This window comes from Humiphilus diazotrophicus (assembly GCF_059726315.1).
On record NZ_AP040870.1, the window covers coordinates 745,455 to 762,329 of the forward strand.

At 49.9% G+C, this 16,875-nt stretch carries 11 protein-coding genes; 7 read left to right on the top strand and 4 right to left on the bottom strand.

Going from position 1 to position 16,875, the window contains the following annotated elements; genetic code table 11:
- Window positions 1-23: 23 nt before the first annotated feature.
- A complete protein-coding gene (locus tag AC6I7T_RS04650; protein WP_497792149.1) occupies window positions 24-3,371 on the top strand; it encodes a TonB-dependent receptor in 3,348 nt (1,115 codons plus the stop codon).
- Between the two features lie 195 nt (window positions 3,372-3,566).
- On the opposite strand, the gene AC6I7T_RS04655 is transcribed toward AC6I7T_RS04650, so the two are convergent.
- Window positions 3,567-4,085 (bottom strand): DinB family protein, encoded by a 519-nt coding sequence (locus AC6I7T_RS04655; RefSeq protein ID WP_497792150.1) that lies wholly within the window; start codon window positions 4,083-4,085, stop codon window positions 3,567-3,569.
- Window positions 4,086-4,321: 236 nt separating this feature from the next.
- Window positions 4,322-5,410, bottom strand: a complete 1,089-nt coding sequence (locus tag AC6I7T_RS04660) for an alginate lyase family protein (RefSeq protein ID WP_497792151.1) — start codon at window positions 5,408-5,410, stop codon at window positions 4,322-4,324.
- Window positions 5,411-5,736: 326 nt separating this feature from the next.
- Between AC6I7T_RS04660 and AC6I7T_RS04665 the strand changes: the two genes are divergently transcribed.
- The 4 genes from AC6I7T_RS04665 (at window position 5,737) to AC6I7T_RS04680 (ending at window position 12,278) form a co-directional block, all read left to right on the top strand.
- A complete protein-coding gene (locus tag AC6I7T_RS04665; RefSeq protein ID WP_497792152.1) occupies window positions 5,737-8,274 on the top strand; it encodes a right-handed parallel beta-helix repeat-containing protein in 2,538 nt (845 codons plus the stop codon).
- 9 nt (window positions 8,275-8,283) lie between these two features.
- On the top strand, window positions 8,284-9,459 hold the full coding sequence (locus AC6I7T_RS04670; RefSeq protein WP_497792153.1) for a glycoside hydrolase family 27 protein: 1,176 nt from the start codon (window positions 8,284-8,286) through the stop codon (window positions 9,457-9,459).
- Between the two features lie 56 nt (window positions 9,460-9,515).
- On the top strand, window positions 9,516-10,874 hold the full coding sequence (locus AC6I7T_RS04675) for an alpha-L-fucosidase (protein WP_497792154.1): 1,359 nt from the start codon (window positions 9,516-9,518) through the stop codon (window positions 10,872-10,874).
- Window positions 10,875-11,093: 219 nt separating this feature from the next.
- Complete coding sequence (locus AC6I7T_RS04680; protein WP_497792155.1) at window positions 11,094-12,278, top strand: glycoside hydrolase family 88/105 protein; 1,185 nt, start codon at window positions 11,094-11,096, stop codon at window positions 12,276-12,278.
- 74 nt (window positions 12,279-12,352) lie between these two features.
- Here AC6I7T_RS04680 and AC6I7T_RS04685 read toward each other — a convergent pair whose 3' ends face one another.
- Both AC6I7T_RS04685 and uxuA read right to left on the bottom strand, forming a co-directional pair.
- Window positions 12,353-13,204, bottom strand: a complete 852-nt coding sequence (locus tag AC6I7T_RS04685; RefSeq protein WP_497792156.1) for an SDR family oxidoreductase — start codon at window positions 13,202-13,204, stop codon at window positions 12,353-12,355.
- Window positions 13,204-14,262: a mannonate dehydratase gene (gene uxuA, locus AC6I7T_RS04690; protein WP_497792157.1), complete on the bottom strand. Its 1,059-nt coding sequence runs from the start codon at window positions 14,260-14,262 to the stop codon at window positions 13,204-13,206. The genes AC6I7T_RS04685 and uxuA overlap by 1 nt, the downstream gene beginning before the upstream one ends.
- 504 nt (window positions 14,263-14,766) lie before the next feature.
- Between uxuA and AC6I7T_RS04695 the strand changes: the two genes are divergently transcribed.
- Complete coding sequence (locus AC6I7T_RS04695) at window positions 14,767-16,251, top strand: rhamnulokinase (protein ID WP_497792158.1); 1,485 nt, start codon at window positions 14,767-14,769, stop codon at window positions 16,249-16,251.
- Window positions 16,252-16,329: 78 nt separating this feature from the next.
- Entirely contained in the window at window positions 16,330-16,827 is a 498-nt protein-coding gene (locus tag AC6I7T_RS04700; RefSeq protein ID WP_497792159.1) for an RbsD/FucU domain-containing protein, read from the top strand.
- Window positions 16,828-16,875 lie beyond the last annotated feature (48 nt).

Consider the following 16,875-nt stretch of genomic DNA (forward strand, 5'->3'; position numbering starts at 1 on the left):
AAGAAGAAGCAGTGAGGCCAGCGATGAAGAAACTATTCTCTATCGGAAAAACGGTTTTGATCCTGGGCTTAGTTTGCATTGCGTTTTGCAGTGCAAGAGCACAGCAGATCACAGCAACACTTAGCGGGACAGTGACGGACGGCTCCGGTGCCAGTGTGAAAGATGCCCTGATTATTGCAAAGAATCTCGGTACCAATCTCAGTCTTTCAGCAAAGACCAATGAAGCCGGAAACTATCGCATCGATCTTCTACCAGTCGGCAGTTACGATTTGCAGATCACAGCCCCCGGATACAAGAACTTTGTTCAGACTGGATTTGTGCTTAGCATCGGCCAGTTCGCAACGATAAATGCAGTTCTGGAGGTGGGCGGCTCCAGCGAAACAGTTACGGTCACCGCAGATGCTCCATTATTGAATCTGACCAATCAAACTGTTGGAGCTGCGGTCGAAAACAAAGAGATTGAAAACCTGCCTATCGTCAACCGCAACGTCTACGATCTGCTGACACTCGTTCCTGGAGTATCGGTCAACAGCACCAGCAATACTCTGGGATATCCGCAGCAGACTGTTCTAATCAACGGCGGCGTACAGATTGCAAACTCCGGATCAACCAGCTATTACCTCGATGGCGCCACCAACATGACCGGCCTGCGTAACACCGGCAACGTACAACCGAACCCAGATGCGGTCGATCAATTTCGCGTTGATACTAATAACTACAGCGCCGAGTATGGCAGATTCCCTAATGGAGTTATCAACGTAATTACCAAGTCTGGAACCAATAGATACCATGGCTCACTCTTTGAGTTCTGGCGCGAAACAGCACTCAATGCAAGAGACTACCTTTCGACAGTAGACAACCCGTTGCACCGCCATCAATTCGGAGGCACCATCGGCGGCCCCATTATCCAGGATAAGACCTTCTTCTTCTTCAGCTATGGAGGTCTGCGTCAGATCACCACCGGATTCTTTAATTCCGCTACGGTTCCCACCGCAGCAGAACGCCAAGGGAACTTCAGCGCCGATCTGCCCGTTTCAAGCGGAACCATTACAAGCTGCAATCAAACTCTGAGTACCGCAGACGCAAAAGCAAATCACTTTATCGTCTGCAATCCGACCACGCGCAAACCTTATGCCGGGAACATCATCACGGACACACTAGACCCGACGGTACAGAACTTATTAAAGACCTCGGACACGACCTTGCCACATATTCCGCTGCCAAATGCAGCTAACAATAAGCTCAGTCAGGTTCACAGCTATCCAACAAATAACGACGAGTTCCTGCTCAAGGTAGACCACAGCTTCTCCCCTATACACCGCCTAACAGGAGAGGTCTTTGAGAATGGGGCCTCTACACAGCAGAGCGCAGGTGGCTCCAGCAATAGTGGAACGATTGGCGGGAATCAAATCCTTTGGTCAGCGCAACAATTCAGTTCCCGGCAATGGACCGCACTGGCAAGCGATCTCTACACCATCAATGCAAACTGGGTGAATCAATTTTGGGTAAGTTATTCTCGTGAGCTTGGCGGCCGTATCAATCTTCCGACAAATACCATTACGGACTATGGCTCGGCTTTTAAAGTACAAGCGGCTCCATCTCTACCCCAGATTGCTGTCAGCGGATATTTCACGGCAGGCAATGCGATTGCCGGGCAGATCGCCGGATCGAACTATTACGAAGTAAGAGATCTGGTGAATTGGACGCATGGTCCGCATTCTATACGCTTTGGTGGAGATATCGGATTAGACAAAGACATTCTGTTATCCAATCTGAACAATTACGGTATTTTCTCTTTCAGTTCCAGCTCATCAGCACGAACCGGCAATCCCCTATCCGACTTCATCCTGGGCCTGCCCAATTCGATGAACCAAGATGCAGGTGGAACCGTCACACACACCAATAGCTGGAATTACGGGCTCTTCTTCCAGGACGATTACCGCATCCTCCCCCATTTCACACTCAACCTCGGTATGAGGTGGGATATCCAGACTCCGCCTGTAGAAACCGACGATAAAGAACAAAACTTCTTCCTCGGTCAACAATCCACAGTTGTACCTACAGCGCCACTCGGCTTAGTCGTAGTTGGAGACAAGGGAGTTCCTCGCGGTGTCGTCCCGGTACGATGGAAGCACGTTTCGCCTAGACTCGGATTTGCTTGGGATATCTTCGGAGATGGCAAGACTTCCCTCCGTGGAGGCTCAGGCATTTTCTGGGGTAGTATCTCGGGTAACGAATGGGCCTCAACCGGTGAGCCCTTCACCCTTCGGCAGACATTCAGCAATGTAAAGTCGGTTACCGATCCTTATGCAAACATTAAGGGAGGTTCACCGTTTCCCTATTACTACAACCCCAAGTCGCCTAAATTCACTCCGCCCTTTCAGGTCCAATCGACGGACACGAATTTTGACTGGACCTCCACCTATCAGTTCAATATGACGGCCGAGCATCAGTGGACACCAGGCTTCGTCACATCGATAGGCTATGTCGGTGGCCTTGGACGTCATCTTCCCTTCACGCTGGACACCAATTATCCGGTTTACGCTACCGCCACTAATCCGGTAAACGGAATCGTCACCTCTACCTCAACCAACTACAACGACCGTCGCCCAATCATGCACGACACGTATTTGGGCATCAATCAGTTCTCTTCCAGACAAAACTCGGCATATCACTCAATGCTGGTACAGGCGAATGAGCGCCTCGGCAAGCACTTGAATATGAGAAGCTATTACGTCTGGGCAAAGAACTGGTCGAGCGTCGGCATGGAGAGTAGCACAGGCACTCCTGAGAATGTAAACAACCTGTACCTGGAGAGAGGGCGTTCCGACAGCGATTACCGGCATAGTTTTGTAACTTCGCTTGTTTGGCTAATGGATTACTACCACCATGACAACCGAATTCTCAAGACAACGCTAAATGGCTGGCAGCTCTCACCAATTATCACCCTCCGTAGCGGAAAACCATTTACCGTAACGGTTGGGAAAGATATCAATCTGGATGGACAGACCAACGACCGTCCGAATGTAACGGGAAATCCAGCTTTGGATCCGCATCGCTCCCGTGCATCTGTCATGACGCGCTGGTTTGATCCTCCGGCCTTCACAACCCCAGCCATCGGCACGGACGGCACTGCCAGCAGAAATCTTCTTGATGGACCTGGTTCAAAGAAGGTCGATATGGCAATCTTCCGTAACTTTAACTTCATGGAGAGCTACACATTGCAATTCCGTGGAGAATTTACCAATATCTTCAATTTTGTTAATTTGTCGAATCCGGTTTCGAGTTTAAGTAACCTCACGACGGCGGGCAATATCAATGGTGCAAGCACTATGCGACAGACACAGCTTGGCATGAGACTAACCTTCTAGTATTTGGCCTTCCCTAAGAAGGGATTGCGCCAGGGCTGCGGCGCAAACAGCCCTGGCAAAAGCCTTATCACCAGAACACAAGAGCTTACGCAGCTTTCCGCATAGGAAGCTGCGTAAGCTCTATCCTTGGCGAATCTATACGGGAAATGCGCTAAAGCTCCCTTCACCGCAGATCTATGGGTAATAGAAATAGTTTTACTCCGTACGCTGCAAGCTTCCGATCCATCCGACTCCTGCGTCCTCCGAGACGCGAAGCCGCTCGATCAATTGTCCTGCGTGGTGCTGAATATGCCTGATGTTATAGAGATGTAGTTCCAGCCTGCTGAAAGCCAGCCAGTGAAATCCCGATGGAGAATCTAACGCGGGAATCCGCACTCGCTCCTCAACTTGACGGACACAGAATCTCTGATACTCAAGCAAGTCAGCCTTGCTATAGGGTTCTTCGATTTTTGGCCTTTCATAGGGTGGCCATGGAGTAGCTCCGAGAAGTTCGCAATTGGGACGGTGCCTTTCCCAGGGCTGGAATGCCGCTTCTGAATCCTGAAGATAGAGGTGAGTAAAAAAGAGCGCATGATAGGCAATATGCCAAAACCTGTTCAGGTAATCCGAAGAGAACCAAAGCGCATCGGGGCACTTGTGAATTGTCTGACAGAGCATCTCCAGCGATGCCCGGTATTGCTTCTCCAACGCTTCATGAATATTCTGTTCCTGCACAGTCTAGCCTCGTATTGCAATGTCCACAGAATGATATATCAGTAACGGCAACTGCGCTTTCATGTTTTGACGCACGCAGGGAGATAACGAAAGTAGCTCCTTGATCTACAAAAACACGAATTCTCCAGAGGTAGCATACAAACAAAACTGTCTTCGGAATGGTTTCCGAAGACAGTTTTGTACTCTATTTTCAGAGAGACGAAAGAATGAGTGGTCCATGCGGAAGCCACTAGCTTCTATTTTTGTCTGCTGACATATGGAGGCATCCCACCAAGGTACATATAGGACAGTGAGGGAGCTCTTGAGATAAGGCTGGAAATTTCCCCATCGGGGAAACGGTGAATATAAACCACAGCCCAGCCTATCTCCTCTGCAGTCGGATTCCCTTTTGGAGTGTCCTGAGGAATGCCCGTCTTCTGCTGGAAGAAACTATTGTCAATAAGCCCATGCGTTGCGAGTTTCACAGCCTTGGCCAGGATGGAATGACATTCATTGTAGAGATGCATTCCATTCACCTCGCCGAACTCCGCGATAAGCGTCAAAGGAGCAACAGCATAAAGGTGATAGTGTAAGGCACGCTGCCCACGGCGCATCTCCTGCGGCTGAGAACCATCAGCTTCGATCTGGCCAATTCCCACGCGATAAGCATCTGCGGCCCAGTCAAGCAGATTACGATCGTTGGTTGCGATACCAACAGCAGCGGCCTCTACCCCAGCCCAGTAGAGATGATTATTTTGTGCCGAACCTTTCTTTCGACTCTGGTCATAGAAATCCATAGTCTGTTTATTCACAGCCTTCAGCCATGGAAAGAGATCCTTCTCCACCTGTGGTGTCACAAAACCACTATTGCGAACCTTTAAATAAGCAATCGCTGCACCGCCTAACACCCATCCCTGCACAAAATATGCCTGCTTTGAAGACATCTTTCCGGTCAGAGTTCCGTCCTTAGCCGCGGCATCGAGATGCGCGATTACACATTCAGCTGCGGCTCGGCTGCCAGTCTGCAGATAGAAATCGGCGGAAGCCACCAGATGATTCCCCAGCTCCTTGATCGGGCCTGCTGTCTCGGAGTACCTCTTCCACTTTTCTGGATCAATGATCGACCCCTTACTGTCCGAATAAAAGCTCTCTGTAGTCAAATCCGCAGGCAGATGGACAATAGCGGGACAGGAGTATGCAGTTGCAGTGGTCTTCACCTTGAGACCATCCCAGGGAGAGTGCAACACCTTTTCTGCATGTAGCATGAATGAACCGCCAAACAAAGTAGTTGTTCCTGAAAGAACAAGCCCCCAGAAGATGCAAGCCCATCTATTCCCTATTTTCATCCCTACCCCCCATTTCGGCTCTTTATCGAAAGCTTATGATTAAGTCATACATCGAACTATATTTATCTTGAACGTTTCTATTTAAGAACACAGTTCGCCTCTCTCGTAATCATCTAGAGAGATCATCTAGACCCTGTATATTCAATAGCTTTCATACAAACGGATTGAACAACCCGCACCCTGGCTTGTATGCCTTCTGAAGAGGCTATGTCAAGAACTGATTCACGGGAATTCACTATTTGGATTATTTAGTTCATTCTTGTGGCAAAAGATGAAGGAGATCTGATATAAGCCTATTCGAAGTTAAAGCGGACATGGGAAGTGTTATGAAAAGAATCCTTCCATTGTTTTTCTTGAGCCTTACCGTATCTGCCACAGCGCAAATCTATATCTCTCCGCAAGGCGATGATCGGGCTGCAGGCAATCGAGAACATCCATTACGAACTCTTGAGCGCGCACGAGATATGGCCCGGAACAAACAGGAAGCGCGAATCGTTCTGCGCGGTGGAACCTATCGACTCACCAGTCCTCTGCGATTGGCTCCAGAGGACTCCGGGCGTATCTTTGAGGCCGCTTCCGGAGAGTCACCCATCATAAGCGGCGCGGTCCAGATACGAGGCTGGAAGCAGGTAGACGCGGGGAAGAACCTGTGGACAGCACCTCTTCCTCAGGGAGTAAGTAACAGCCGTCAGTTATACGTCAACAACGTTCGCGCCAATCGGACAAGAGGCATCCTTCCGGTAAAGCTCACGATGAATGAACAAGGCTATACGGCATCCGATGACCGGATGGCCTCGTGGAGGAATCCATCCGACATAGAGTTTGTTTATACAGGGGGTAATGCCATATGGAGCGTTGACTCCACCGGTCTGGGCTCCTGGACGGAACCACGCTGCACCCTTGCGAGTATCAAAGACAAAGACATTTCGATGGCGCAGCCTTGCTGGAACAACTCAACCAAGAGAACGATGCTTGTAGGAGATTTTGCGCATTGGAAACGGACAGCCAATCTTGTAGGCCCCAGAAGCATCGGGAAAGAGCCCTCCTTCGTTGAAAATGCCTATGAACTATTAGGGCGTCCGGGCGAATGGTATCTCGACCGCCAGAGCAAAGCGATCTACTACACTCCTCGCGAAGGAGAGGATCTTGGCGAAGCCGATGTGGAACTTCCTATTATCGAGGCTCTTGTTATCGGAGCAGGAACTCCGTCACAACCGATTCATGACATCAGCTTCCAAGGCATCCAGTTTTCGTATGCAACATGGCTTGGGGCGAGCAGCCTGGAAGGTTTCTCCGAAATTCAAGCAAATTACCAGGTAACCGGACCGGAGGGTTACAACAAACAGGCACTTTGCGAGTTTGCACCTGGAGGGACTTGCCCCTTTGCTTCATGGACGCCATTGGTAGGCAATGTCGAATTCCACTGGGGACATAGCATCTCCTTTCGCAACGACACGTTTGTTCACCTGGGTGCTGCCGGACTGCGTCTGGGCGAAGGAGCACAGAAGGATATCGTTGAAGGGTGTATCTTCACCGATATCTCCGGAAATGGTCTAGAGCTAGCTTCTGTCGATGCTCCGTTGGCTTCCGATGCTGAATTTGCGAGTGACAATCGTATAACGAACAACCTATTCCGCAATGTTGGAGCAGAATACCGGGGAGGAATACCGATCGTTGTCGGCTATGCCAAGCGTACTCTGATCGCACATAACCAAATCGATCATGTACCTTACGCAGGAATTTCCATGGGTTGGGGAGGGTGGCCGGACAAGATTCAGAAACCCGGACAAGCCAATCATTCCACAGGAAATATAGTCGAGAAAAATCTGATTCATGATTTTATGCTGGTCCTCTCCGACGGTGGGGGGATCTATACGCAGGGACGCACGGGCAATGACCTCTCAGATGGCGAGCAGATTCGCAACAATGTAATTTACAACCAGTACAGCAGCGGACATGGCATTTATACCGACAACGGTTCAGCGATGATCACGGTGCGCCGGAATGTAATCTTTAACACCAATCACGACAACTGGAACTCCCGCCACAGGGACTACTATGACGGCCACAGCGGAAAGGACTTCGATCCTCTAGATATTGAAGACAACTGGTGGCAGCAGGGTGATGAGGATTCGGACAAAGAACAGGTAAGGATACGGAACAATCATCTGATTAGTTCTCTAGAGGATGCTCCCGCCGAAATCCTCTCTAACGCAGGATTGGAAGCGTCCTTCCGGCATCTGCTCGAAAAGAAGTTCACAGCCGAACCTACTCCACCTGAACCTCCAGGCAGAGTAGCAGTTCTGGCTCTGGACAAATCAGCCTACGTGACGTGGGACCCCTCTGTCTTCGAAGGAAGCAGTCCTGTAACACGGTATTTTGTAACTGCATCGGACGGAACCACCGCGACAGTATCCGCCGAAGAGTTTCTGAAAATCGCTTACGTGCATCTTTGCGGACTAAAAAACGATAGGCACTATACAGTCACAGTTAAAGCTGCCAATGGCAAGGGACAAAGTGAGGCATCGCTGCCCTCCGCAAGCTTCACACCAGGAAGCAAACAACTGGACCCACCCAAGGCACCTGCTTCCATCAAAGCTCTTTCCGGAAACGGCAAGGTCAGCATCCACCTTCCGGCTTCAGATAAAGACAGCGCCGTGACATCCTTCTCCGTAACCATCAATCCCGGAGGCAGAAAGATCCTCTTCGAAGGTCGGCGTTTTCTGGTGTTAGACGTGAAACATACGACCTTTGGCGTCATCGATGGACTAAACAAGGGCGAAACCTACACGTTCAAAGTTGCAGCAGTCAACGCAGTAGGAGCAGGCCCAGCAATAGAAACTGATCCGATTACCGTGAGATAGAGGCTTGAAATGAAATTAAGATTTCCAATTCTAACGCTCGCGCTTGCAGGAGCTTTTCAACTCACTCTCTGCGCACAACAGCAGCCACTCGCAATGACACCGCCGATGGGATGGAACAGTTGGAATCATTTTCATCGCAACGTCACTGATGCAGATGTTCGTACCGCCGCCGATTGGCTTGTAAAAAGCGGAATGAAAGACGCGGGATATGTCTACGTCAACATCGACGATACCTGGGAAGGCGAGCGCGATGCTCAAGGAATCATCCACACGAACTCAAAGTTTCCGGATATGAAAGCGCTCGCCGATTATGTACACGCCAAAGGTCTCAGGCTCGGGATCTACTCCTCACCTGGGCCTAAAACTTGTGCACAGTATGAAGGAAGCTATGGTCACGAAGAGCAAGATGCTAAGACCTATGCCGAATGGGGAGTCGATTTCCTGAAGTACGATCTATGCAGTTTCCGAAAGGTCATGGCAGACCAGGCGCCGAACAACCTGCAAAAACAGAACGAGATGATGCGGGCTGCATACAAGAAAATGGACGATGCCCTCAAAGCAACGAGACGTCCAATCGTTTATAGCCTCTGCCAATATGGAAACGATCGAGTTTGGCAATGGGGACCTTCTGTAGGAGCGCAGCTCTGGCGTACTACTGGCGATATTGCCGACTCGTATGAGCGTATGTCGCTAATCGGTTTCTCTCAAATCGGACTTTCCAGGTATGCTTCACCGGGACATTGGAATGATCCAGACATGCTCGAAGTGGGTAATGGGGGCATGAGCAATGACGAATACCGCACACATATGAGCCTTTGGGTTCTACTCGCTGCACCTCTATTAGCGGGCAACGATCTGAGCAAGATGACACCGGAAACATTGGCCATACTCACCAATAAAGACGCAATCTCAATCGATCAGGATCCACTAGGGAAACAAGGCGATAGAGCTTGGGCTAAAGAAGCTTCAGAAATCTGGACAAAGCCTCTCTCCAACGGCAAGATCGCTGTCGGACTCTTTAATCGTAGTGATACTGCGATGCAAATGGTGCTTCAACTCAAGCAACTTGGTCTTCCTTCCAGTACAACCTTCAAAGATGTATGGAAGGCAAACACCATTACAGTTCACGACGCACAAACATTTGAGGTTCCGCCTCACGGTGCAGTTTTGCTCAAAAGTCTCTAAAGGCTCTAGCCAGGAGAAGATCTTTAAACCTCAGGAATCGGAAAGACGAGGCATTTATGGAAAAGACAAATTTCAGCCGCCGCAGCTTACTCCTCGGTGGCGGAGCTTGTATGGGGACGGCTCTGGCAATGAGTTCAGCACCCCTGGCCGGAGCCTTCGCAGCGCAGCAAAGCAGCACTCCTGAAGGCCCACTGCCCGGAGACTCCAACCGGGAACACAGAATGCAGTGGTGGCATGCAGCCAAGTTTGGGATGTTCATTCATTTCGGTATCTATAGCGCAATAGGTCGGCATGAATGGGTTATGGAGAACGAAGCAATTCCTGTAAACGAATACGAAAAGCGCACGGCTGAATTCAATCCGGCACCGGGATCGGCACGCGCGTGGGCAAAGCTAGCTAAGCAGACAGGAATGAAATACATGGTGCTCACAACAAAGCACCATGAAGGATTCTGCAATTTCGATTCGAAGCTTACCAGCTACAACGCAGCCAAACTGGGGCCTAAAAGAGATATCGTTCGCGAATATGTTGAGGCAGCAAGAGCTGAGGGACTTCGAGTCGGTTTCTATTACTCGCTGATGGATTGGCATCATCCCGATGGGGCTCGCTGTACGGAAGACGAAGCAGCACGAAAGCGTTTTGTGGAATACACCCATGGACTGATACGCGAGTTAATGAGTAACTATGGGAAAATCGACATCCTTTGGTATGACGTTTCCTGGCCACTCGACGCGAAAGGCTGGGAGTCTATCCGAATGAACAAGATGGTCTATGAACTCCAACCGGATATCATCATCAACAATCGGAACAAACTTCCTGGAGATTTCGCCACGCCCGAACAAAAGATCGTCGCAGAGGCTGGAGGCAGAGCCTGGGAATCTTGTATGACGTTGAATGACAGTTGGGGCTACCAGCGAGCCGACGATAATTGGAAGTCCTCCCAAACGGTCCTCAGGAACCTGATTCAATGCGTTCGGGATGGAGGCAATTACCTACTAAACATTGGACCTGAACCTGACGGATCCATTCCAGAAGAGACGCTGAAAATCTTCGCCGACGTAGGCAAGTGGATGTCAGTGAATGGGGATTCGATTCTCAAATCGGATCCGTGCAAGATACGACGCTCCAATTACGCCAGCTTTACCAGATCAGGCAATACCCTCTTTATGCACGTTCACTTTTGGCCCGGAGAGTACGTTGCTATTGGCGGTCTGAAAAACAAGGTACTTTCTGCCCGGCTGCTCCATAGTGGTAAAGCTGTCCGTTTTCAACAAGACGCCCTACGCGTGCGCTTTATCGATTTACCCAAAGAGGCTCCGGATTCACCAATCACAACGCTAGCAATCGAGTGCGATTCGGAACCCGATCAGGATATGGAAATGGTACGCAGAAATCGTCTGAGAGAGAATGTCTAGGTTTAGAAGACAGATCAATTTGAAACTTCGTGCTTTCCTGTATCTCGCGAAAAGGAGCAGGGGTTATCGCAGAAAGCACGAAGTCTCAAGTACAATTCTCTGTTGCGCGAACCTTAATAAAATTAGACAGCTAAAGACAAACGATTTTCTAAAGGAAACTACTCTCAAACCACTATGAATCGCCATCACCAGATTAAGTTTGAGCAGGGGGTATAACAGATGCTACACTTTGGCCGCAACAATAACTCTTCTCACCGAAAGGTTCTTACAGCAACGCTGTTGTTGAGCTGCCTTTCTGCTCCTTTCGGTTTACTCACCACTTTGCCAGCTCTGGCAGACGAACGCTCACCCTACATAGGCGATAATCCAGAAAATCCGGGATCTCTGGATACAACGCTCTCCCCTGCCCTCAAGCACAAAGCGGTTCGTGCAGCAATGAAGAAAGTCGCGGATTGGGAACTGGCCAGAACCGAAGGACACCTCGATCCGGACTGGACCTTTGCAACACTGTATCAAGGCTGGATAGCAGCCTCCGAGACGCTGAAAGACTCCAAATACGCAAATGCCGTAGAGAAAGTCTCAGCTGAAAAATTCCACTGGCAATTGGCTCCGCGCATTGCTCATGCCGACGATGAAGCCGTAGCTCAAAGCTATCTCGACTTCTATACGGAAAAGCACGATCCCATCATGATCGCGCATACGCAGAAGTCCTTTGATACCGTAATGGCTACACCCGACAATCCACAAAAGCCTCTCTGGTGGTGGTGCGATGCCCTCTTCATGGCTCCTCGCGCTTGGGCTCAACTCTCCAAGGAGATCAAGAATCCTGCCTATCTGAACTATATGGACCGGCAGTGGTGGATAACATCGAACCTCCTCTACAGCACCAAGGATCATCTCTATGCCCGTGATGCAGGTTACCTCGACAAGCACGAGGCCAATGGGAAAAGCCTTTATTGGTCTCGCGGGAATGGATGGGTTGCGGCCGGAATTGTTCGCGTAATCGAACTCCTGCCAAAGGACTTCCCGAGCCGTCCTAAATACATCCAACAATTCAAAGAGATGGCAGAAGAGATCGCCTCTCTTCAAGGATCCGATGGATTATGGCGGCCCGGCCTGCTTGATGCAGAATCCTATCCATTGCCGGAAAATTCCGGTTCTGCTTTCTTTGTTTACTCACTGGCCTGGGGAATTAATCATGGCATTCTTGACCGGCAAAAATATCTTCCCGTAGTAGAAAAAGGGTGGAAGGGTTTGGTTTCACATATCTATCAGGATGGGCGCCTGGGATGCATTCAGCCTATAGGGGCTGCTCCGGATAAGTACAATGTTGGCTCCAGCCATAACTTCGGAATCGGCGCATTTCTGCTCGCAGGATCCGAAGTGGATCGCCTCTCAAAATAGATTAAAGATTGTAAGCTCAAAGGCCCTGCCGGTTACAAGCCGGCAGGGCCAATTTCTTTCTACAACGAGAAAGTTTAGACACCCGAATAGGCAGCGAATCCACCATCGATGGGAACTACCACTCCAGTTACAAATCCAGCAGCTTCTTCAGAAACAAGCCAGAGCAGCGTGCCGTCCAGATCGGCAGGAACACCAAAACGCCCTAATGGAGTGTGAGCAATAATCTTGTCAGCTCTCTCTGTATAGCCACCATCAGGCTTAATTAACAGAGCGTGATTCTGATTCGTCAGGAAGAAACCAGGAGCCAAAGCATTCACTCTGATTCCGACCTTCGAGAAATGAACAGCCAACCACTGGGTGAAGTTACTTACAGCGGATTTTGCAGCACTATAGGCTGGAATTTTTGTCAGTGGACGAAAGGCATTCATTGACGAGATATTGATGATGCTGCAGCCCTTTCTGCCAATCATTTGCTTAGCAAATACCTGCGTCGGCAGCAGCGTTCCCAAGAAGTTCAGATTGAAGACGAAGTTAATTCCTTCAAAAGATAGATCGAAGAAAGTCTTTAGTTCTGTCTGCTCAATCGAAGCGGGATTCAAATACTCTTCGCCCGTTGTACCTGCGGGATGATTCCCGCCTGCTCCGTTTATTAACAGATCGCAAGGCCCGAGTTTTGCAAGGACTTCAGCTGCAGCCGCATCCAGCGAAGCTTTTTCGAGAACATTCGCGGCCAGACCAATAGCCGTATGCCCTTTTTCACGAATAGCCGATGCTGCCTGTTCTGCAGCTTCCAGCTTCAAATCCAGAATGGCGACCTTCGCTCCGCTTGCTGCCAAAGCGGAAGCTAACTGAGAGCAAAGCACCCCACCACCACCAGTTACAACTGCAACCTTACCTTTTAGATCAACCTGAAATGCAGGACTCACTAAGAACACTCCTTTCCTGCAAGAGACTTAACTGTAGCCTCCCAGAGGCCATTCAGATATACCGCACCTAGAGCGCGATCATACAAACCATAACCAGGTTTGCCCGTTTCACCCCAGATCATGCGTCCATGATCCGGTCTGACATAGCCCTCAAATCCTGCTTCATAATAGGCACGGATAATTGCAGCCATATCGAGAGATCCAGCTTCGGAGAGATGCGCTGTCTCATGAAAGTTCCCTTTATCGTCCACCTTCACATTACGAAGATGTGCAAAGGGGATGCGGTTCCTTCCGGCAAACTCACGCACCAAAGCAACAATGTCGTTTGCAGTATCGGCACCAAGAGATCCGGAGCAGAGTGTCAGGCCATTGCAAGGATCGTCTACTGTCTCGACAATCCGCAAGAGGTCGGCACGATTCTTAACAATACGAGGCAGTCCGAAGATGGGACGAGGAGGATCATCCGGATGGATGGCCATCTTAATGCCAACACTGGACGCAACCGGAATGACCGCTTTGAGGAAGTATTCCAGGTTTGCCCAAAGCTCCTTCTCTCCAACCTTTGAATACTCGTTCAAAATGCTCTTTAGCTGATCACTGGTATAGCTCGCATCCCATCCGGGAAGACTAATCCCCTTTGACGGATCGATCTGAGCAACAACATCCGCGTCAAAGCCAAGACTGGTCGAACCGTCTGCCGACTTTCTATCCAGCGTTGTCCGGGTCCAGTCGAAGACAGGCATAAAGTTATAACAAACAACCTTAAGACCACACTGCGCCAAATTGCGGAGGGTTTGATTGTAGTTAGCAATCAGGCGCTCGCGACTGGGTTTCCCTAACTTAATATCTTCATGAACAGGAACGCTTTCAATCACCTCGAAAGCAAGTCCATTCGCTTCGATCTTCGCCTTAAGAGCTCGAATCTTTTCAACCGGCCATACTTCTCCGACCGGTACGTCGTAAATCGCTGAAACGATGCCGTACATGCCAGGAATCTGACGAATGTACTCTAGCGTTACCGGGTCGGAATCTCCGTACCACCGGAATGTCATTTTCATAGACAGCCTCTTTTGCCTGCATCTAGAGCATTTTCGCTAGTACTATGAACCAGCAAAAATCCGCGAAGAGTGGTTTTTCATAATTAAAACCACAAATGCATCTGATGTTCGGTCTACACCTATAGCGAAAATGCTCTAGTCTTTACCTTGCCCAGGCCCGGCACGGACAGAATGCAGCGGGTACATCGGCCGAGCGGGTGGCCGAAAGCCGTTTTACTCCATAGTTGAGGACGAGCCTACGATTTGGAAGACAGTGCGTTTGCTATGGCAGCAAGTTTAATTCGATGAAAAAACTAACGTCAAGGAGAAACGTCCCAACCTCTGAAACCCTGAGAAGCCTACCGTATCAACCCAAACGAGGAGCTTAAGGAACAACGGGGACATGCAAGCATCAAGGCGCAGTTGAGCGGATACAATTGAATGCAACCGTCCCGAAATCAGGAGGTTCGCGCCTGGAAGCCCTTGTTCGTAGTAATCTTCCTAGTACAGTTTCATTAGCTAAGAATGATGTCTTCCGCAAAATTTGTCGCAGTCGATCTGGGAGCCTCCTCTGGCCGTGTTTTTGCCGGTCTATGGGATGGCCAGAAGTTTGCTATTGAATCACTTCACCGCTTCACGAATGGTCCCGTAAAGGTGGCTGGACAGCTCCATTGGGATGTTCTTCACCTGTGGAAAGAGATTCAGGAGGGACTCCAGTGCTATCAGCAGCGCTTCCAGGATGTTCCCCAGAGCATCAGCGTGGATACCTGGGGTGTCGATTTTGCGCTCCTGGACAAACGTGGACGGCTCATCGGCAATCCCTACCATTATCGCGACGAACGTACTACCGGCATCCCTGAGAAGGTCTTCCGCTCAGTTCCCTTACAGCGTCTCTTTCAGACAACAGGCGTGCAATCCATGGCCATCAATACACTGTTTCAGCTTTATGGCATGGTTTTGAACCACGATGAGCAATTGGACGCCGCTCACTCTCTGCTGATGGTCCCGGATTTCTTCCTTTACTGTCTGTGTGGGGACAAAATTGCAGAGATCACAGAAGCATCCACATCCGAGATGCTCTCTCCCTCTAAACAAACTTGGGCGACTGATCTTTTGAAGGAGCTCTCGATTCCCAACCAGATTCTCGGACCCATTACCAAACCTGGAACGGTTTTGAATCCGGTACTGCCAAGCGTCCTTGCCGACTGTGGAATTAGCGGAAGCTTCCCAGCCGTAACTTGCGGATCGCACGACACGGCCAGCGCAGTAGCGGCAATTCCGGAGTTGACCGATCAGGACGTCTTTCTCTGTTCCGGAACATGGAACCTGATGGGCATTGAGCTGCCAAGTCCGGTACTCAGCGATGAAGCCCTGAAATTGGACTTTACAAACGAAGTGGGCGTCAATGACCGCATCCTGTTCATGAAGAATCTGACAGGACTTTGGATATTGCAGGAATGCGTCCGCCAGTGGAATAACGAAGGTCAGCAATATCCCTGGAGTGAGTTGACAGCTCTGGCCAAGCAAGCCAGGCCATTTCAGAGTCTAGTCGAGACCGATGCAGAAGCCTTCAGCAAGCCCGGGAATATGCCTGAGGCAATTCGCAGCTTCTGCCGTCAGTCGGGTGGTCATATACCGGAAACACCAGGAGAGATCGTTCGCTGTGCGTTGGAAAGTCTTGCTATCCGGCATAAATGGGTGCTCAATACGATCCAGAGGCTTACCGGACGCAAGGTCTCCACGTTAAGGATGGTAGGGGGCGGCTGCCAGAACGAATTGCTTTGCCAGTTCACCTCGGATGCTTGCCAGATTCCGGTAGTATGTGGCCCAATCGAAGCCTCTACTTACGGCAACGTGATGGTACAGGCAATCGCGACTTCACATCTTCCGGATATTGCAGCAGGAAGAGCCTGCATTGCAAATTCCATTGAACGCATCACCTATACACCAGACACCAAAAGCGCAAGTGGATGGGAAAGTGCGTACAACCGCCTCTACGGAGCGCAATAGAGGACGTAACGACAGTAAAGAACATTTACTGCTGCCAATATATATATTCGTCGTTAGCCAAAAATCAGGAAATAAACCATGGTGCACACATCTTCTGCTGTCACACAAACCTGGGTTCACGAGCTGGAAAACAAGCTGCCGCTTTTGGGCCATAGAAACTGGATCGTCATTGCAGATTCGGCGTATCCACTGCAATCTTCTCCTGGAATAGAAACCATCAGAGCCGATCAGCCACAAGAAGACGTTCTGCACAAGGTTTTCTCGATCCTGGCGCATGCGAAGCATGTAAAGCCGGTTGTTTATACGGATCAGGAGCTGGATTTTGTTGCTGAAAAAGATGCTCCAGGAGTAACAAAATACCGCCAATCACTGGAAAAGATACTGGTTTCTCAGCCCATCTTAAAATTTCCACATGAAGAAATTATTGTGAAGCTCGACAAGGCAGCCCAACTATTCTCAATCCTGTTAATCAAGACTCCGATGACCATCCCCTATACGACGGTCTTTTTGGAGTTGGATTGCAAGTACTGGACGGAAGAGGCCGAAAAGAACTTGCGGGCGGCGATGAAGGCCTAGAGCAAAACAGGGGTGAGATCAGTTCCGGGAAGTACACGGCTATAGTGC

What these genes read in the sequence shown, in the direction of transcription:
- AC6I7T_RS04650 (WP_497792149.1), top strand. Translation starts at nt 24, where the DNA reads ATGAAGAAACTATTCTCTATCGGAAAAACGGTTTTGATCCTGGGCTTA.
- uxuA (WP_497792157.1), bottom strand. Translation starts at nt 14,262, where the DNA reads ATGAAAATGACATTCCGGTGGTACGGAGATTCCGACCCGGTAACGCTA.
- AC6I7T_RS04675 (WP_497792154.1), top strand. Translation starts at nt 9,516, where the DNA reads ATGGAAAAGACAAATTTCAGCCGCCGCAGCTTACTCCTCGGTGGCGGA.
- AC6I7T_RS04670 (WP_497792153.1), top strand. Translation starts at nt 8,284, where the DNA reads ATGAAATTAAGATTTCCAATTCTAACGCTCGCGCTTGCAGGAGCTTTT.
- AC6I7T_RS04695 (WP_497792158.1), top strand. Translation starts at nt 14,767, where the DNA reads ATGATGTCTTCCGCAAAATTTGTCGCAGTCGATCTGGGAGCCTCCTCT.
- AC6I7T_RS04680 (WP_497792155.1), top strand. Translation starts at nt 11,094, where the DNA reads ATGCTACACTTTGGCCGCAACAATAACTCTTCTCACCGAAAGGTTCTT.
- AC6I7T_RS04665 (WP_497792152.1), top strand. Translation starts at nt 5,737, where the DNA reads ATGAAAAGAATCCTTCCATTGTTTTTCTTGAGCCTTACCGTATCTGCC.
- AC6I7T_RS04700 (WP_497792159.1), top strand. Translation starts at nt 16,330, where the DNA reads ATGGTGCACACATCTTCTGCTGTCACACAAACCTGGGTTCACGAGCTG.
- AC6I7T_RS04660 (WP_497792151.1), bottom strand. Translation starts at nt 5,410, where the DNA reads ATGAAAATAGGGAATAGATGGGCTTGCATCTTCTGGGGGCTTGTTCTT.